Origin of the sequence: Allobosea sp., assembly GCF_035944895.1 — a bacterium.
In the GTDB taxonomy this organism is placed as follows: domain Bacteria; phylum Pseudomonadota; class Alphaproteobacteria; order Rhizobiales; family Beijerinckiaceae; genus Allobosea.
In genome coordinates, this window is the sequence record NZ_DASZAT010000006.1 from 300,925 (window position 1) to 318,874 (window position 17,950).

Annotated in this window: 14 protein-coding genes and 3 tRNA genes; 5 read left to right on the forward strand and 12 right to left on the reverse strand. The window is 65.9% G+C overall.

Features of this window, described 5'->3' with window-relative positions; all coding sequences use genetic code 11:
* Positions 1 to 3: 3 nt before the first annotated feature.
* From nuoF to VGV58_RS10050, 6 genes are all read right to left on the reverse strand, one after another.
* Positions 4 to 1,308, reverse strand: a complete 1,305-nt coding sequence (nuoF, locus tag VGV58_RS10025) for an NADH-quinone oxidoreductase subunit NuoF (protein ID WP_092154251.1) — start codon at positions 1,306 to 1,308, stop codon at positions 4 to 6.
* A gap of 11 nt (positions 1,309 to 1,319) precedes the next feature.
* Positions 1,320 to 2,552, reverse strand: coding sequence for an NADH-quinone oxidoreductase subunit NuoE (nuoE, locus tag VGV58_RS10030; protein WP_326873868.1), 1,233 nt, complete (start codon positions 2,550 to 2,552; stop codon positions 1,320 to 1,322).
* Positions 2,552 to 3,742 carry an NADH-quinone oxidoreductase subunit D gene (locus VGV58_RS10035; RefSeq protein WP_326873869.1) on the reverse strand — a complete coding sequence of 397 codons (1,191 nt, stop codon included), beginning with the start codon at positions 3,740 to 3,742 and terminating at the stop codon, positions 2,552 to 2,554. The genes nuoE and VGV58_RS10035 overlap by 1 nt, the downstream gene beginning before the upstream one ends.
* Before the next feature lie 12 nt (positions 3,743 to 3,754).
* On the reverse strand, positions 3,755 to 4,360 hold the full coding sequence (locus VGV58_RS10040; protein ID WP_326873870.1) for an NADH-quinone oxidoreductase subunit C: 606 nt from the start codon (positions 4,358 to 4,360) through the stop codon (positions 3,755 to 3,757).
* A gap of 36 nt (positions 4,361 to 4,396) precedes the next feature.
* A complete protein-coding gene (locus VGV58_RS10045; protein WP_152014951.1) occupies positions 4,397 to 4,975 on the reverse strand; it encodes a NuoB/complex I 20 kDa subunit family protein in 579 nt (192 codons plus the stop codon).
* Positions 4,976 to 5,054: 79 nt separating this feature from the next.
* Positions 5,055 to 5,420: an NADH-quinone oxidoreductase subunit A gene (locus VGV58_RS10050; protein ID WP_326874118.1), complete on the reverse strand. Its 366-nt coding sequence runs from the start codon at positions 5,418 to 5,420 to the stop codon at positions 5,055 to 5,057.
* 409 nt (positions 5,421 to 5,829) lie between these two features.
* Between VGV58_RS10050 and VGV58_RS10055 the strand changes: the two genes are divergently transcribed.
* Positions 5,830 to 6,441, forward strand: coding sequence for a hypothetical protein (locus tag VGV58_RS10055; RefSeq protein ID WP_326873871.1), 612 nt, complete (start codon positions 5,830 to 5,832; stop codon positions 6,439 to 6,441).
* 236 nt (positions 6,442 to 6,677) lie between these two features.
* On the opposite strand, the gene VGV58_RS10060 is transcribed toward VGV58_RS10055, so the two are convergent.
* Positions 6,678 to 6,754: transfer RNA gene (locus VGV58_RS10060), tRNA-Asp, on the reverse strand.
* 355 nt (positions 6,755 to 7,109) lie between these two features.
* Here VGV58_RS10060 and VGV58_RS10065 point away from each other — a divergent pair.
* A tRNA-Val gene (locus tag VGV58_RS10065) sits at positions 7,110 to 7,185 on the forward strand.
* 290 nt (positions 7,186 to 7,475) lie between these two features.
* Here the strand turns inward: VGV58_RS10065 and lon are convergent.
* From lon to VGV58_RS10090, 5 genes are all read right to left on the reverse strand, one after another.
* A complete protein-coding gene (gene lon / locus VGV58_RS10070; protein ID WP_326873872.1) occupies positions 7,476 to 9,905 on the reverse strand; it encodes an endopeptidase La in 2,430 nt (809 codons plus the stop codon).
* A 334-nt stretch (positions 9,906 to 10,239) separates the two neighbouring features.
* Positions 10,240 to 11,508 carry an ATP-dependent Clp protease ATP-binding subunit ClpX gene (gene clpX, locus VGV58_RS10075; protein ID WP_326873873.1) on the reverse strand — a complete coding sequence of 423 codons (1,269 nt, stop codon included), beginning with the start codon at positions 11,506 to 11,508 and terminating at the stop codon, positions 10,240 to 10,242.
* Positions 11,509 to 11,777: 269 nt separating this feature from the next.
* Positions 11,778 to 12,398 (reverse strand): ATP-dependent Clp protease proteolytic subunit, encoded by a 621-nt coding sequence (locus VGV58_RS10080; protein ID WP_152014567.1) that lies wholly within the window; start codon positions 12,396 to 12,398, stop codon positions 11,778 to 11,780.
* Positions 12,399 to 12,543: 145 nt separating this feature from the next.
* Positions 12,544 to 13,971 carry a trigger factor gene (gene tig / locus VGV58_RS10085; protein WP_326873874.1) on the reverse strand — a complete coding sequence of 476 codons (1,428 nt, stop codon included), beginning with the start codon at positions 13,969 to 13,971 and terminating at the stop codon, positions 12,544 to 12,546.
* 84 nt (positions 13,972 to 14,055) lie between these two features.
* A tRNA-Leu gene (locus VGV58_RS10090) sits at positions 14,056 to 14,140 on the reverse strand.
* Positions 14,141 to 14,306: 166 nt separating this feature from the next.
* On the opposite strand from VGV58_RS10090, the gene VGV58_RS10095 reads away from it, so the two are divergent.
* The 3 genes from VGV58_RS10095 to VGV58_RS10105 all read left to right on the forward strand — a co-directional run bounded on the left by VGV58_RS10095 (position 14,307) and on the right by VGV58_RS10105 (position 17,898).
* Positions 14,307 to 15,752 (forward strand): multicopper oxidase family protein, encoded by a 1,446-nt coding sequence (locus VGV58_RS10095; RefSeq protein WP_326873875.1) that lies wholly within the window; start codon positions 14,307 to 14,309, stop codon positions 15,750 to 15,752.
* Positions 15,753 to 15,818: 66 nt separating this feature from the next.
* Positions 15,819 to 16,688 carry a 3-deoxy-8-phosphooctulonate synthase gene (gene kdsA, locus VGV58_RS10100; protein WP_326873876.1) on the forward strand — a complete coding sequence of 290 codons (870 nt, stop codon included), beginning with the start codon at positions 15,819 to 15,821 and terminating at the stop codon, positions 16,686 to 16,688.
* On the forward strand, positions 16,681 to 17,898 hold the full coding sequence (locus VGV58_RS10105; protein WP_326873877.1) for an MFS transporter: 1,218 nt from the start codon (positions 16,681 to 16,683) through the stop codon (positions 17,896 to 17,898). Before kdsA ends, VGV58_RS10105 begins: the two co-directional genes overlap by 8 nt.
* Positions 17,899 to 17,950: the final 52 nt, after the last annotated feature.

The window sequence follows — 17,950 nt, forward strand, 5'->3', positions numbered from 1 at the left end:
GTCTCACTCCGCCGCCATGAGCCTGACCGGCTCGCCATGCGGGTTGGCGGCATAGTCGTCGATACGCTGCTCGATCTCGTGACGGAAATGGTTGATCAGGCCCTGGATCGGCCAGGCGGCAGCATCGCCCAGCGCGCAGATGGTGTGGCCCTCGATCTGCTTGGAGACGTCGAGCAGCATGTCGATCTCGCGCTTCTGGGCGCGCCCTTCCGCCATGCGATTGACGACGCGCCACATCCAGCCGGTGCCCTCGCGGCAGGGCGTGCACTGGCCGCAGCTCTCATGCTTGTAGAAATAGCTGATGCGGGCGATGGCGCGGATGATGTCGGTCGACTTGTCCATCACGATCACCGCCGCCGTGCCGAGGCCCGACTTCAACTTCGAGAGCGAGTCGAAATCCATCGGCGTGTCGATGATCTGCTCGGCCGGCACCATGCGCACCGAGGAGCCGCCTGGGATGACCGCCTTGAGATTGTCCCAGCCGCCGCGGATGCCGCCGCAATGGCGGTCGATCAGCTCGCGGAAGGTCAGGCCCATCGCCTCTTCGACGTTGCAGGGCTTGTTCACATGGCCGGAAACGCAGAACAGCTTGGTGCCGACATTGTTCGGCGTGCCGATCGAGGAGAACCAGCTCGCGCCACGACGCAGGATGGTCGGCGCGACCGCGATCGACTCGACGTTGTTGACGGTGGTCGGGCAGCCATAGAGGCCGACATTGGCCGGGAAAGGCGGCTTCAGCCGCGGCATGCCCTTCTTGCCCTCGAGGCTCTCCAGCAGCGCCGTCTCTTCGCCGCAAATATAGGCGCCGGCGCCGTGATGTACATAGAGATCAAAGGGATAGCCGTGCTTGTTGTTCTTGCCGATGAGGTTCGCCTCATAGGCCTCGTCGACGGCACGCTGCAGCGCCTCGCGCTCGCGGACATATTCGCCGCGGATGTAGATGTAGGCCGCGTGCGCACCCATGGCGAAGGAGGCGATCAGGCAGCCCTCGACCAGCGTATGCGGGTCGTTGCGCATGATCTCGCGATCCTTGCAGGTACCCGGCTCAGACTCGTCGGCGTTGACGACAAGGTAGTGCGGGCGCCCGTCGCTCTGCTTGGGCATGAACGACCATTTCAGGCCGGTCGGGAAGCCGGCGCCGCCGCGCCCGCGCAGGCCCGACTTCTTCATCTCGTCGATGATCCAGTCGCGCCCCTGCTCGAGCAGGAACTTGGTGCCGTCCCAGGCGCCACGCTGCATGGCGCCCTTCAGCGACAGGTCGTGAAGGCCGTAGAGATTGGTGAAGATGCGGTCGCGATCAGCAAGCATCGTTGTTCGCCTCAGTTCGCCGGCTTGTCGCCGAGCTTGCTCTCCGGCCGCCAGCCGGTAGCGAGCTTCTTCGCCTGCGAGATCCAGTCGTCACGGACCGCCCTACCCTTGAAGCCGGTCAGCCTTGCATCGACCCAGGCGAGCTCGGCCGGGGTCCAGGCGGCGACCTGGTCAAAGTGCCAGATGCCCATCTCGTTGAGCATCTTTCCGAGCTTGGGACCGACGCCCCAGATCAGCTCGAGATCATCGCCCTTGCCGCCGCGGGCCGCGGTCAGCAGCTGCGGCTTGGATTCGGCCACGGCGGGAGCCGGATCGGCAGCGGGCGCAGCCTTGGCTGCCGGTGCCTTGGCGGGCGTGTCCTTGATCGCCTTGCCGGTCGCCGAGGGCGTATCCTGCGCGGCGCTGGCCGGCTGCTTCGGCTCGGAAGGCTTGGGACGGGCTGGTGCGGCAGCCTCGGGGGCCGGCGCGGTCTTGACGTCGGTCGGGCCGGCCTTGGCCGTCGCGGCAGCCGTCTCTGCTTCAGCCTTGGCCTTGGCCTCGGCGGCAGCCTTCTCGCTGGCGATCTTGATCGCGGCCTCTTCGCGCTGCTTCGTGATGCGGGCCTGCCAGTCGCCGGCGCCGATCACCGACCCGTTATAGAGGGCCGGATCCTTCAGCGTGTCGCCGCCACCGAGCGGCTCCGAGCAGGAGCGGTCGACCTGCGGGCCGGGCTTGGTCGGACGGCCTTCACGCAGGTCGCCGAGCAGCTTGCGGAAATTCTCAGGGGTCAGGTCTTCGTAATAGTCGAAGTTGATCTGCGCCATCGGGGCGTTGCAGCAGGCGCCGAGGCACTCGACTTCGAGCCAGGACAGCTTGCCATCGGCAGTAACGGTCGATTGCGGACCGATCACGTCCTCGCAGACCTTCTTCAGCGCCTCGGCGCCGCGCAATGCGCAGGGCGTCGTGCCGCAAAGCTGGATGAAATGCGTGCCGACCGGCTGCAGGTTGAACATGGTGTAGAAGGTCGCGACCTCCAGCACCCGCATCGGCGCCATGCCGAGCTTATGCGCGACCGCTTCGATCGCGGCGCGCGGCAGCCAGCCATGATGCTGCTCCTGCGCCTTCCACAGCAGCGGAATCACGGCCGAGGCCTGGCGGCCTTCCGGGTATTTGGCGATCTGCTGGTCGGCCCAGTTCTCGTTCGCCGCATTAAAGGCGAAGGAGGCCGGCTGAACGTGATCGGGCGCGAGACGACGGACGGACATCAGCGGTCCACCTCACCAAAGACGATATCGAGGGAGCCGAGGATCGCGGAGACGTCGGCGAGCATGTGCTTGCGGCACATGAAATCCATGGCCTGGAGATGGGCGAAGCCCGGCGCCTTGATCTTGCAGCGATAGGGCTTGTTGGTGCCGTCGGAGACGAGATAGACGCCGAATTCGCCCTTCGGCGCCTCGACGGCGGCGTAGACCTCGCCCCCGGGCACCTTGTAGCCCTCGGTGTAGAGCTTGAAGTGGTGGATCAGCGCTTCCATCGAGCGCTTCATCTCGCCGCGCTTGGGCGGCACCATCTTGCCGTCGAGCGAAGAGACCGGCCCGCCGCCATCGGCCGCCAGCAGCTTCTCGCAGCACTGCTTCATGATCGAGGCCGACTGGCGCATCTCTTCCATGCGGATGCAGTAGCGGTCGTAGCAGTCGCCGTTCTTGCCGACGGGGATGTCGAATTCCATCTCCTCGTAGCACTCATAGGGCTGCGACTTGCGCAGGTCCCAGGGCGCGCCGGAGCCGCGCACCATCACGCCAGAGAAGCCCCACTTCCAGCAGGTTTCGAGATCGACGACGCCGATGTCGACATTGCGCTGCTTGAAGATGCGGTTGTCGGTGAGCAGCGTCTCGAGATCGTCGCAGACCTTGAGGAACGGATCGCACCATTCGGCGATATCGTGGATCAGCGAGGTCGGCAGGTCCTGATGGACGCCGCCCGGCCGGACATAGGCCGCGTGCATGCGCGCGCCGCAGGCCCGCTCGTAGAAGATCATCAGCTTCTCGCGCTCCTCGAAGCCCCAGAGCGGCGGGGTGAGCGCGCCGACGTCCATCGCCTGCGTGGTGACGTTGAGGATATGCGAGAGGATGCGGCCGATCTCGGAATAGAGAACGCGGATGAGCTGGCCGCGGCGCGGCACGGTCACGCCCATCAGCTTCTCGACCGCGAGCGCGTAGGCATGCTCCTGGTTCATCGGCGCGACATAGTCGAGCCGGTCGAAATAGGGCACGGCCTGGAGATAGGTCTTGTGCTCGATCAGCTTCTCGGTGCCGCGATGCAGCAGGCCGATATGCGGATCGACGCGCTCGACGATCTCGCCGTCGAGCTCCAGCACCAGGCGCAGCACGCCGTGCGCCGCCGGATGCTGCGGGCCGAAATTGATCGAGAAATTGCGGATGTTGTGTTCTGACATCGCCGGTTCCGATCAGGCCGTTTTGGCTTTTTCATCGCCCGGCAGGACGTATTCCGTCCCTTCCCAGGGCGAGAGGAAGTCGAAGTTGCGGAACTCCTGGTTCAGCTTCACCGGCTCGTAGACGACGCGCTTCTGCTCGTCGTCATAGCGGACCTCGACGAAGCCGGTCAGCGGGAAGTCCTTGCGCAGCGGATAGCCCTCGAAACCGTAATCGGTGAGGATGCGGCGCAGGTCCGGATGGTTCGAGAACAGGATGCCGTAGAAGTCGTAGGCCTCGCGCTCGTACCAGTTCGCGGCCGGGAAGACCTCGATCACGGAGGGGACCGGGGTCGCCTCATCCGTCTGGACCTTGACGCGGATGCGCCGGTTATGGTGCGGCGCCAGCAGGTGGTAGACCACCTCGAAGCGCTTCTCGCGCTGCGGATAGTCGGCGCCGGCGATGTCGGTGAAATTGACGAAGCGGAAGCGCGGATCGTCGTAGAGGGTCTTGAGGACCCGCACGATCTCGGCCGCCTCGGCCAGGACCGTGATCTCGTCGAAGGCGACGACGATGTCGGTCACCGCGCCGGGCAGCGCCGCCTTGATCTCTTCGCCCAATGTCACGAGCGCTTCGCTCATCGCATCACCTTCGCAAGCCACCGGTCCACAAACGCCTCAGCGTTCGATCGTCCCGGTCCGCCGGATCTTCTTCTGCAGCAGCAGCACGCCATAGAGCAGCGCTTCCGCGGTCGGCGGGCAGCCCGGCACATAGACGTCGATCGGCACGATGCGGTCGCAGCCGCGCACCACCGAATAGCTGTAGTGGTAATAGCCGCCGCCATTGGCGCAGGAGCCCATCGAGATGACGTAGCGCGGCTCCGGCATCTGGTCGTAGACCTTGCGCAGGGCCGGAGCCATCTTGTTGGTCAGCGTGCCGGCGACGATCATCACGTCGGACTGGCGCGGCGAGGCGCGCGGGGCGAAGCCGAAACGCTCGACGTCATAGCGCGGCATGGAGAGCTGCATCATCTCGACCGCGCAGCAGGCGAGGCCGAAGGTCATCCACATCAGCGAGCCGGTGCGGGCCCAGTTGATCAGGTCATCGCTCGCCGTGACCAGGAAGCCCTTGTCCGCCAGCTCGTTGTTGATCTCGGCGAAGTAGGGATCGCGAGCGCCGAGCGGCTTACCGTCCGGGCCGAGCAGGCCCCGCGGCGCGGGCGCAACCAGCGGATCACCACGATCGATCGCTGTCATGGCCATCAGTTCGAACCTTTAGGTTTCGTCAAATGCAAGAACGCGAACAGGAGCGTATCAGGTCTCTGCGACAAAGCGATCAATCCCACTCGAGCGCACCCTTGCGCCACTCGTAGACGAAGCCGACCGTCAGCACGCCGAGAAAAACCATCATCGACCAGAAGCCGACCCAGCCGAGGCCGCCGAAGGCGACCGCCCAGGGGAAGAGGAAGGCGACCTCAAGGTCGAAGATGATGAAGAGGATGGCGACGAGATAGAAGCGCACGTCGAACTTCATGCGCGCATCGTCGAAGGCGTTGAAGCCGCATTCATAGGCCGAGAGCTTCTCGGCGTCCGGCCTGGAATAGGCGACGGCGAAGGGCGCGATCAGCAGCGCGAGGCCGATCACCAGCGACAGGCCGATGAAGATCACCAGAGGCAGGTAGTCCGACAGCAGGGACTGCACAGGAAGAGCTTGCATCTGTCACCCCGCTTCAACCCGGCGCCGCGACTGGCGCCCTCAATCTCGCCAGTCGATTAGACCCTGCTTTAGAATCACGCAAGGGTTCGCCGCGCCGCACAATGCGGCTGTCGCCATGTCTTTGCCGCATATGCTCGCGCCGCCCGCGGAAGCAGCGCGATTCCCGGCCGTTTCGGCTGCGATTTTCACGATTGGCTGCGTCCGGCGCAAGGCGGTTGTCGCGGCGCGCCGAAGCATGGCAAACGGGGACGTAACGTCAATCTTCGGCGCCGGCACGATTCGTCGGCAGACACTGCCGATGCGTCAGGAGAACCGTTGCGGGAATGCCGTGCCTAACAACGCATCGTGATCGCGTGCCATTGGCCGCAGCCCCGGCATCGGCCTCCTGCATCGCATGAGTGCGATTCAGAGAACAGCGCTCGCCTGCGCCGTCGCGATGGCCTTTGGCGCCGAGGCCACGGCGCAGATGATGCTCGCGCCCCTGCCGCCCGGGCGCCCGTTCGATCTCGACCTGCAGGTCAAGCCGGGCTCGCCCCCCGTCGTGGTGCTGCCACAGGCTCCGGTCGAGGCCAGCGCCATGACGACACCGGGCCCCGCGCCCACCCTCGCCCAGCCCGATGACGACGAAGGGCCGGAATGGCCGCAGCGCACGCCGGGGCAGACTGCCGAAGAACCCGCCTTCGATCCCGACGAGAAGCCCGACAGACCAGGCATCTCGACCGATCCCGGCACCTCGATCGTCTGCCTGCCGCCAGTGCTGAAGAGCATCCTCGGCAAGATCGCGGACAAATACGGAGCGGTGAAGGTGACATCGACCTGGCGCCCGCCCTGGCGGGCGCGGCGCGGCTCCTATCACAAACGCTGCGAGGCGATGGATTTCAGGGTGCCCGGCGTCAGGCCGCGCGCCGTGCTGGAATGGGCCCGCGCCCTGCCGGAAGTCGGCGGCCACAAGGTCTACTGGAACGGGCTGATCCACATCGACACCGGCCCGCGCCGGCCCTGGTGAGCGGATGCCGGGCCCCTGCCCGGAACTTGTGGGCTGAGCGACCCGGGCCCGACCGATCGCTCCCCGGATCGCCTCAGCGCGGCACGGACGACCGTCGCGCCTCATGACAGAGAGCCGAACCAGGAACCGCTTTCGACGCGGGCACGCAATTGACCGGAGGATGCGAGGCTGCATCCGAACAGCTTCAGCGCGACATGAAGCAACAGCTTCAAGATACTGGGATCATGTGCTGAAAATGGCGCGGGCGACGGGGCTCGAACCCGCGACCTCCGGCGTGACAGGCCGGCACTCTAACCAACTGAGCTACGCCCGCGCGGGCGGCGGAGGAACTCGTCCCCGGCGGCGTTGGGATTATGGCCCCCGGCCCTGACTGTCAAGCACAGAAGCCGTCAAAATATCGATCATCGCCAAAGTCCGTGGAAAGAGGCTGAAACTTGCAGTTTCCCGGCTCTGCGATCGAGGCAGCGCGCGGAGATCGATCAGCGTGGCCGACCAGCGAGCGCGAATCTAGGCTGCGGCCTCCACAGTTGCGTCGTTCCGGCATGGCGGCCTGGAGCCGTTCAGACCGCCCCGCGCCCTTCGCCACGAAGCCCGCCGCTGGGCAAAGGCTGCGCACTCCGCGTCCTGTGGCTTGCGAAGCCGGCCCCGTAGCCTTAAACGGCGGGCAAGGGCGGTTAGCTCAGTCGGTAGAGCGCCTCGTTTACACCGAGGATGTCGGCGGTTCGAGCCCGTCACCGCCCACCAACCCTTCCCAGCATACGAATCAGGCCGGCAGCATCCACAGCGCGTGGGCCCGGTCATCCCCGCCGAGGCCGATGCCGCATCGTAGGGAGCCTCGGACGAACTGCGCCCCGTCGATATCGACGCCGTCCTCGCCAACGCGGCGCAAGCCGAGCGATTGCAAGCCGCCCTTCGCTTCATCGGAGCCTCCCGACTCAGCGCCAGGCTATGACGCTGGGTGCGGCTCAGGGGCCCGGCCAACAAAAAAAGGCCGCCGGCTATGCCGGCGGCCTCTCTATTCGCGAGCGCTGGGCTCAGTGGGCGACGCCAGCCGCGGCTGCGTCGTCATCGGCCCCCTTGGGCACAGGCGCCTTCAGGTCCTCTTCCCAGGCGATCGGCGTCGGCTGGCGCACCAGCGCGTGCTGGAGCACCTGGTCCATCCGCGAGACCGGGACAATCTCGAGCCCGTTCTTCACGGACTTCGGCAGATCGACCAGATCCTTGGCGTTGTCCTCCGGGATCAGCACCTTCTTGATGCCGCCGCGCAGGGCCGCCAGGAGCTTCTCCTTGAGGCCGCCGATCGGCAGCGCCCTGCCCCGCAGCGTGACCTCGCCGGTCATGGCGACATCGCGGCGGACCGGGATGCCGGTCATGACCGAGACGATCGCCGTGGCCATGCCGATGCCAGCCGACGGACCGTCCTTCGGGGTCGCCCCCTCGGGAAGGTGGACGTGGATGTCGCGCCGGTCGAACAGCGGCGGCTCGATGCCGAAATCGATGGCGCGGGAGCGGACATAGGACGCCGCCGCCGAGATCGATTCCTTCATCACGTCGCGCAGGTTGCCGGTGACGGTCATCTTGCCCTTGCCGGGCATCATCACGCCTTCGATCGTCAGCATCTCGCCGCCGACCTCGGTCCAGGCCAGGCCGGTGACGACGCCGACCTGATCCTCGGTCTCCGCCATGCCATAGCGATAGCGCGGCGGGCCGAGATACTCCTCAAGAACCGCAGGGGTGACCGCGACCTTCTTCTTCTTGGTCAGCACGATCTCCTTCACCGCCTTGCGGACGGTGTTGGCGATCTCGCGCTCGAGGTTACGAACGCCGGCTTCACGCGTATAGCGCCGGACCAGCGTCGTCAGGGCCTCGTCGTCGATCGACCATTCCTTGGACTGCAGGCCGTGCTTGGCGATCGCCCCCGGGATCAGGTGGCGGCGCGCAATCTCGGCCTTCTCGTCCTCGGTGTAGCCAGCGATGCGGATCACCTCCATGCGGTCCAGCAGGGCCGGCGGGATGTTCAGCGTGTTCGCTGTGGTCACGAACATCACGTTCGACAGGTCGTAGTCGACCTCGAGGTAATGATCGTTGAAGGTCGAGTTCTGCTCGGGATCGAGCACCTCGAGCAGGGCTGCCGACGGGTCGCCGCGGAAGTCCTGGCCCATCTTGTCGATCTCGTCGAGCAGGATGAGCGGGTTCGAGGTCTTGGCCTTCTTCATCGACTGGATGATCTTGCCGGGCATCGAGCCGATATAGGTGCGGCGGTGACCGCGGATCTCGGCCTCGTCACGCACGCCGCCGAGCGACATGCGCACGAACTCGCGGCCGGTCGCCTTGGCGATCGACTTGCCGAGCGAGGTCTTGCCGACGCCCGGAGGGCCGACAAGGCACAGGATCGGGCCGGCGAGCTTGTTGGCGCGCTGCTGCACGGCAAGATATTCGACGATGCGGTCCTTGACCTTGTCCAGGCCGAAATGATCGTCGTCGAGCACCTTCTGGGCCGAGGCGAGGTCCTTCTTGATCTTCGACTTCTTGTTCCAGGGGATGCCGAGCAGCCAGTCGAGATAATTGCGCACGACGGTGGCTTCCGCCGACATCGGCGACATCTGCCTGAGCTTCTTGACCTCGGCGAGCGCCTTGTCGCGCGCCTCCTTGGTCAGCTTGGTCTTGGCGATGCGCTCTTCCAGCTCGGCCAGCTCGTCACGGCCTTCCTCGCCGTCGCCCAGCTCCTTCTGGATCGCCTTCATCTGCTCGTTGAGATAGTACTCGCGCTGGGTCTTCTCCATCTGGCGCTTGACGCGCGAGCGGATGCGCTTCTCGACCTGCAGCACCGACATCTCGCTCTCCATCAGGGAGAGCACCTTCTCGAGCCGGTGGGCGACGTTCATCACCTCCAGCACGGCCTGCCGGTCGGCGATCTTGACCGCCAGATGCGAGGCAACGGTGTCGGCGAGCTTGGCCGGCTCGTCGATCTGCGAGACCGCCGCGACGATCTCGGGCGAGATCTTCTTGTTGAGCTTCACATAGTTCTCGAACTCGCTGACGACCGAGCGGGCGAGCGCCTCGACCTCGACCTTCTTGCCATCCTCCTCGGCGAGGGCTTCGGCCTGCGCCTCGTAGAAGTTATCGGTCGCGGTATAGGTCGTCGCCTTGGCCCGGCCGATGCCCTCGACGAGCACCTTCACGGTCGAGTCTGGCAGCTTCAGGAGCTGCAGCACGCGGGCGAGCGTGCCGATTTCATAGATGTCTCCGGTCTCCGGGTCATCGTCGCCGGCATTCTTCTGCGTGGCGAGCAGGATCAGGCCATCGTTCTTGACGACTTCCTCGAGCGCGCGGATGGATTTCTCGCGGCCGACGAAGAGCGGCACGATCATGTGCGGAAAGACGACGATGTCGCGCAGCGGCAGGACCGGGTAGGTATCGGTCGTGCCGGGGACGAGCGGGGCGCGGGGCGTCGAGCCAGTCATGTCTAGTCCTTCAAGTTTTCGCCCGGCCGACCCCTTTGAAAGGCAATCGAGCGGACGTACCGCGCGGCGCGACCATTCGCGCCAGGCGCCCCTGCCGGCCGCGCCCTCGACAGGCACGCGACTCCAACAGGTGATTATAAGGTGGATGCTTCGACGCCGGCTTTCAAGCGACGCCTCACGCAGTCCACCGCCGCTTCTACCGCAACCGGCACACGAGGCCGTGATGGCTCGGGCGAGGCAAAGACAGTCCGGGGTAGCCCTAACCACCCAGGCCCATAAAGCAAAACGCGCGCCGAAGGCGCGCGTTCCGAATTGAACCAGAATCCGGTCTCGCTCAGGCCGAGGCCGACTTGGTCTCTTCTTCGCGATCCGCATAGATGAACAGCGGACGCGACTTCGACTCGACCGCCTCCGGTCCGATGACGACCTGCTCGACGCCTTCCAGCCCCGGCAGCTCGTACATGGTCTCGAGCAGGATGCCTTCCATGATCGAGCGCAGGCCACGGGCGCCGGTCTTGCGCTCGATCGCCTTGCGCGCAATCAGGCTGACCGCCTCGTCGGTGAAGGTGAGCTCGGTATCCTCCATCTCGAACAGGCGCTGGTACTGCTTGACCAGCGCGTTCTTCGGCTCGGTGAGGATGGTCTTGAGCGCGGCCTCGTCGAGATCCTCCAGCGTCGCCAGCACCGGCAGGCGGCCGACGAACTCCGGGATCAGGCCGAACTTGAGCAGATCCTCCGGCTCGACCTCGCGGAAGATCGCGCCGGTGCGCCGGTCGTCGGGCGACTGCACGGTCGCGCCGAAGCCGATCGAAGTGCCCTTGCCGCGACCCGAGATGATCTTGTCCAGCCCGGCGAAGGCGCCGCCGCAGATGAACAGGATATTGGTGGTGTCGACCTGCAGGAACTCCTGTTGCGGATGCTTGCGCCCGCCCTGCGGCGGCACGGAGGCGACCGTGCCTTCCATGATCTTGAGCAACGCCTGCTGCACGCCCTCGCCCGAGACATCACGGGTGATCGAGGGGTTGTCCGACTTGCGGCTGATCTTGTCGATCTCGTCGATGTAGACGATGCCGCGCTGCGCCCGCTCGACATTGTAGTCGGAGGCCTGGAGCAGCTTCAGGATGATGTTCTCGACATCCTCGCCGACATAGCCGGCCTCGGTCAGCGTCGTCGCATCGGCCATGGTGAACGGCACGTCGAGAATGCGGGCGAGCGTCTGCGCGAGCAGCGTCTTGCCCGAACCGGTCGGTCCGATCAGCAGGATGTTCGACTTCGCCAGCTCGACGTCGTTGTGCTTCGTCGCGTGGCTGAGCCGCTTGTAGTGGTTGTGGACCGCGACCGAGAGGACCTTCTTGGCGTGGTCCTGGCCGATGACGTAGTCGTCGAGGACCTTGCGGATCTCCTTCGGGGTCGGCACGCCGTCCTTGGACTTCACCAGCGCGGACTTCGATTCCTCGCGGATGATGTCCATGCAGAGCTCGACGCATTCATCGCAGATGAACACGGTCGGGCCCGCGATCAGCTTGCGGACCTCGTGCTGGCTCTTGCCGCAGAAGGAGCAGTAGAGCGTGCTCTTGGAATCGCCGCCGCTGGCCTTAGTCATCGTGATTCTCCATCTCGGAGGACAAAATCCGCCACCGAATAACGGCGGGCTGATGTCGTCTCCCCGTCATAATAGGCGCTCAGATCACGATTTTTAGGTTAACGCGTCGCTCTGGCGCAGGCGGCGACGAAACTGACCCAAAATCGGACCGCTCGAGCGCCTTGCCGCGCCCTTCAGATGCCCCATGCAAACATGGGGCCTAGTCTCAAGGCAATATGGCCCTTCACAAGCCGCTCGCCAACCCACAGGCGCGAGGTACCGCGACAGCCTTAGGCCGCCTCGTCCGCACGCTTGTCGATGACCTTGTCGATCAGGCCGAACTCCTTGGCCTGGTCGGCGGTCATGAAATTGTCGCGCTCCAGCGCCGCCTCGATGTCCTCGTAGGAGCGGCCGGTGTGCTTGACGTAGATCTCGTTCAGGCGCCGCTTCAGGCTCTCGACCTCGCGGGCATGGATCAGGATGTCGGTGACCTGGCCCTGGAAACCGCCGGACGGCTGGTGGACCATGATGCGGGCGTTCGGCAGCGCGAAGCGCATGTCCTTGGCGCCGGCGGTCAGCAGGAGCGAGCCCATCGAGGCGGCCTGGCCGACGCAGAGCGTCGTCACCGGGCAGCGGATGAACTGCATGGTGTCGTAGATCGACAGGCCCGAGGTGACCACGCCGCCGGGCGAGTTGATGTAGAAGGAGATTTCCTTCTTCGGATTCTCGGCCTCGAGGAACAGCAGCTGCGCCACGATCAGCGATGCCGAGTAGTCCTCGACCGGGCCGGTCAGGAAGATGATGCGCTCGCGCAGCAGGCGCGAATAGATGTCGAAGGCGCGCTCGCCGCGGCTCGACTGCTCGACCACCATCGGGACGAGATTGTTATAGGTCTCGATCGGGTCACGCATCATCGTCGGTCCTTGGGGTCAAAGCGGGCGGGAATCAGCCGATAGCGGCGAAGACCCCACATAAGCATGCCTGCGGCGGCTGAAAAGGGAAGCGCCGCCCGACGGGATGCGGGCGGCGCAAACATTGTAAACCTTGAGGGCAGGATCAGGCCGAAGCCTCGTCCGCCGCCTCAGCCTTCTTGGCCTTCTTCGCCTTGGTGGCCTTCGGCTTGGCCTCGGCAGCGCCTTCATCCTCGTCGTCGGCGAACAGTGCCTCGCGCGAGACCGACTTGTCGGAGACCTTCACCTGGCCGAGCAGATGGTCGACGACCTTCTCCTCGAAGATCGGGGCGCGGATCTCGGCGAGCGCCTGTGGGTTCTTGCGATAGAACTCCCAGACTTCCTTCTCCTGGCCCGGGAACTGGCGGGCGCGCGCGATCAGGGCCTGAGTCACCTCGTCATCCGAGATCTGGACCTTGGCCTGCTCGCCGATCTCGGCCAGCACCAGGCCGAGACGCACGCGGCGCTCGGCGATCTTGCGATACTCGGCGCGAGCCTCGTCCTCGGTGGTGTTCTCGTCGGCGAAGGTCTTGCCGGCGTTCTTCATGTCCGCCTCGACCTGGCTCCAGACCGCGGAGAACTCCTGCTCGACCAGGGTCGGCGGCAGCTCGAAGCTGTACTTGCCGTCGAGCGCGTCAAGCAGGGCCTTCTTGATCTTGCGGCGCGACTGCTCGCCGAACTCGCGGCCGATCTGCTCGCGAATCGCGGTCTTGAGCGCGTCGAGCGACTCCATGCCGAAGCCCTTGGCGAGCTCGTCGTCGATCTTCAGCTCGCCCGGAGCCTGGACGTCGTCGACGGTGACGGCGAACTCGGCCGGCTTGCCGGCGAGGTTCTCGGCCGCATAATTCTCGGGGAACGTCACCGAAACGGTGCGCTGCTCACCCTTCTTGACGCCCTCGAGCTGCTCCTCGAAACCCGGGATGAACTGGCCGGCGCCGAGCTCGAGCGGGATTTCCGAGCCGGTGCCGCCATCGAAGGGCTTGCCTTCGAGCGTGCCGACGAAGGAGATCAGCAGGCGATCGCCCTTGGCGGCCTTGGCGCCGTCCTTCTTCGACTCGAAGGCGCGGTTCTGCGAGGCCATGCGCTCCAGCGCGGCATCGACATCGGCCTCGGGGACTTCCGCGACCGGCTTCTCGAGCGAAACGTCCGAGACGTCGACGACCTCGATCTTCGGCAGCACCTCGAGCGCGACGGTGAAGGCGAGATCGCCCTTGGCCTCCATCGCGGCCTCGATCTCGTCCTTGTTCTCGGGGAACTTGATCTGCGGCTCGAAGGCGAGCTTGAGCGCGTTGTCGGCGACGATCTTCTGGTTCGCCTCGTTGACGGCGTTCTGGACGACATCGGCCATGACCGAGCGGCCATAGAGGCGGCGCAGATGACCGACCGGGACCTTGCCGGGGCGGAAGCCGTTGATCTTGGCCTTGCCCTGCAGGTTCTGCAGCTCGCCATCGAGCCTCGACTTGAGGTCCGTGGCGTTCAGCACCACCTGGAATTCGCGCTTGAGGCCCTGGGACAGGGTTTCCGTCACGTTCATTGTTCGATCCGCCAACAGCTCGTTACTTCAATGTCCAAAGCGCGCCGCCGGATGACCGCCGCCGCGCTCGCGAAATCCGAATCATGGTGCGGGCGGAGGGACTCGAACCCCCACGACTTTCGCCGCTGGTACCTAAAACCAGTGCGTCTACCAGTTCCGCCACGCCCGCCGACCCGGTGCGCCATATCGCAGTTTTCGCGACAGCAGCACCGTAGGCCGCGCCGCTATACCATTTCGGGCGCGTCATGCAGCAAAAAAATGCGACAGTTCTGCGAACGCGGCTCTGAAGCGGCTTTGCACTCGCCAGAATGACCCGGCGAGGCTATGTCGCGAGCATGAGCAAAGACGCTTCGCCGCCGGCCTCGCGCCTTCATCCCAGCCGCCGCCGGATCATCGCGCGGGGCGCCGGATTCGCGACGCTGCTTGCGCCACTGCCCACTCTGGCGCAGCAGGCTGCGCCATCCCCGCAGCCGGCAGCAACCGGCGCCGCACGCGATCTCGTCGCCGGCCCCGCCAAGGTTCGCCTGCGCCCGGCGCCGGCGCCCGAAACCGAGATCTGGACCTTCGATGGCGCGACCCCGGGGCCCGTCCTTAAGGTGAAGCAGGGCGAGACCCTGCGCCTCAATCTGCAGAATCGGACCGACAAGCCGCTCAGCCTGCACTGGCACGGCCTGCGCGCCGACCACGCCATGGATGGTGTGGGCGGCTTCAGCCAGGAGCCGGTGCCTCCCGGCGGGCAGTTCGAATACCGGCTGACGCCACCTGATTCCGGCACTTTCCTCTATCGCCCGATGCTGCTCGGCGGCGCGTCCGAGCCGGCAGGGCGCGGGCTCTCCGGTTTGCTCATCGTCGAGGAGAAGGAGCCGCCCGCGGTCGACCTCGATCTGCCCGCCTTGATCGGCGACTGGCTGCTCGGCGACAACCAGAAACTGCTGCCCTTTGCCACAGACGGACAGGACGGGGCCGCGGCCGGCCGGCTCGGCAGCTGGCTGACGGTCAATGGCAAGCCGCCGCCGCTGCCGGTCAAGCTTCCGCCGGGCGCCCGCGTCCGGCTTCGTCTCGCCAATGCCTGCAATGCCCGGATCATGCGGCTGCGCTTCGACGAGATGAAGGCTTTCGTCGCCGCCGTCGACGGACAGCCGACCGAGACCTTCGAGCCGGTCCGGGGCCAGCTGCCTTTCGCGCCGGGCACGCGCTACGACGTGATCTTCGACATGCCCGAGACGGTTGGCGCCGCCGCCAGCGTCACCGCGCTGATCGGCCCCGGCGTGCCGCTGGTGCGCTTCGTCAGCGAGGGCACGGCCAAATCGGCGCGCCCGGCGATCACCGCGATGCCGCTCAACCCGGCCCTGCCGGCTGCAGTCCGGCTCCAGGATGCCAAGCGCAGCGAGATGGTCATCGAAGGCGGCGCGAAGATCACACCTGAGAACAAGCTCGACCTAACCGGGCTCGACCTTTCGAAGCCGTGGACCGTGAATGGCGGCCAGGGCGACCCAAGGGCTAAGCCGCTGTTCAGCGTCAAGCGCGGCGCGCCGGTGGTGATCGGCATCACCAACAAGACCGCCTTCCTGCAGCCCTTCCATGTCCACGGCCACTGCTTCCGCCTGCTGCATCCGCTCGACGACGGTTGGGAGCCTTATTTCCTCGACACCGTGCAGATTCCCGAGGGCAAGCGCCTGCACATCGCCTTCATCGCCGACAACCCCGGCCGCTGGCTGATCTCCTCGACCGTGCTGGAGCGCTTCGACCGCGGGCTGTGGAGCTGGTTCGAGGTGACGTGACGCATCGTCGGCTTGTCAGCGCGGTGGGTGGCTTCTAATACCGCGCCCTTGAGCAAGGAGCCCGCCATGACCGCCAACGCCATCGTCACCGTGGGCTCCGACCTCGCCAAGCCCGTCCGCTTCGGCAACGGCTTGCCGCTCGCCCTGATCGCCGGGCCCTGCCAGATGGAGAGCCGCGACCACGCGCTCGACATCGCGCTGGAGCTGAAGGAAACCTCCGAGAAGCTCGGCATCGGGCTGGTCTTCAAGGCGTCCTTCGACAAGGCCAACCGCACCAGCGTAAAGGGCCAGCGCGGCATGGGCCTGGACGCCGCCCTGCCCGTCTACGCCGAGATCCGCGAGCGCACCGGCCTGCCGGTGCTGACCGACATCCACGATGTCAGTCAGTGCGCGCCGGTCGCCGAAGTCGTCGATATCCTGCAGATCCCGGCCTTCCTCTGCCGCCAGACCGACCTGCTCGTCGCCGCCGCCAAGACCGGCCGCGTCGTCAACGTCAAGAAGGGCCAGTTCCTGGCGCCCTGGGACATGGTCAACGTCGCCGCGAAGGTGACCGAGAGCGGCAATCCGAACGTGATGCTGACCGAGCGCGGCGCCTCCTTCGGCTACAACACGCTGGTCACCGACATGCGCGCCCTGCCGATCATGGCGGAGATCGGCGCTCCCGTGATCTTCGACGCCACCCATTCGGTGCAGCAGCCCGGCGGCAAGGGCGCCTCGACCGGGGGCCAGCGCGAATTCGTGCCGGTGCTGGCGCGCGCCGCGGTTGCGGTCGGCGTCGCCGGCGTCTTCATCGAGACCCATCCCGACCCCGACAATGCCCCTTCGGACGGGCCGAACATGGTGCCACTGCGTGACTTCCATGCGCTGATCGCAGAGCTGCAAGAGTTTGACCGGCTTGCCAAGCGCGCGACGCATTCTACGCTGGCTTATGTCTGAGACATCAGCCAGCACGGTTCCGCCCGCCCCCCCGCAAGGTTCTCTGAAGTCGCTCATCCTGGTGCTCGGGGCGTGCGGCTTTGCCTCGACCTTCACCATGCGCTTGCTCGACCCGCTGGTACCGACGCTGGCGGCGGAATTCACCCGCAGCATCGCGCAGGTTGCCGCGGTCGCGACGGCTTTCGCCTTCGCCTATGCGATAGGCCAGCCCTTTCTCGGCCCGATCGCGGATTCGATCGGCAAGCTGCGAACGATCGCGGTCTGCCTCGGCGTGCTCGCTTTGCTCTCGCTCGCTGCCGGCTTCGCCGGCTCGTTCGAGATGCTGACGGGCGTCCGCACGATCGCCGGCATCGCTGCGGGCGGCGTCATTCCTGTCGCGATGGCAGCGATCGGCGACCGCGCACCCATGGCCGAGCGGCAGATCATGCTTGGCCGCTTCCTCGTGCTGATGATCGTCGGGCAGATGGTTGGCGCCGCCTGCTCCGGGTTGATCGCCGAGCATCTCGGCTGGCGCTATGTCTTCGTGATGGCTGGCGCGATCGCCGGTATCGCCGGGTTGCTGGTCGTGCTGGTGCTGAAGCCACGGCCGAACGCGTCGCGGCCGCCGCTCAGCTTCAAGACCGCGCTGACGAGCTATGCCGCCGTCTTCGCCAATCCGCGCTCGAAACTGCTCTACGGTCTCGTCGTGGTCGAGGGCAGCCTGATCTTCGGCATGCCGCCCTATATCGCCGCGATCCTGCACGAACGTGCCGATGTCGGCCCCTCACAGGCCGGCCTCGTCATCGCCGGCACGGGTCTCGGCGGCATCATCTATGGCGTCCTGACCCGGATTCTGGTCGAGCGGCTCGGGCCGACCCGGATGACCACCCTGGGCGGCATCGTGATGGGCTTCGCCTATGCCCTGTTCTCGCTCGCCTTCCTGCCCTGGTGGACCGCCATCGCGATCTTCACGCTGAGCGGCTTCGGCTTCTTCCTGATGCACGGCACCTTCCAGGCGCAGGCGACCGAACTTGCCCCGACCGCTCGTGGCTCGGCGGTGGCGCTGTTCGCCTGCGCCCTGTTCTGCGGCCATGCGCTCGGGCCGGTGCTGATGGGCGCCGCCCTGCACCTGTTCGGGACCAGCGGCGCCATTCTGATCTTTGCCGCCGGCATCGCAGTGCTCGGCGTGCTGGCGCCGCGCATCCTGCCGCTCTCGGGCAGCAGGACCTGAGTTGTTTTTTTAGCGTGCCGTAATCCGAAAGCCGCTTCGCACTTTTCGGCGG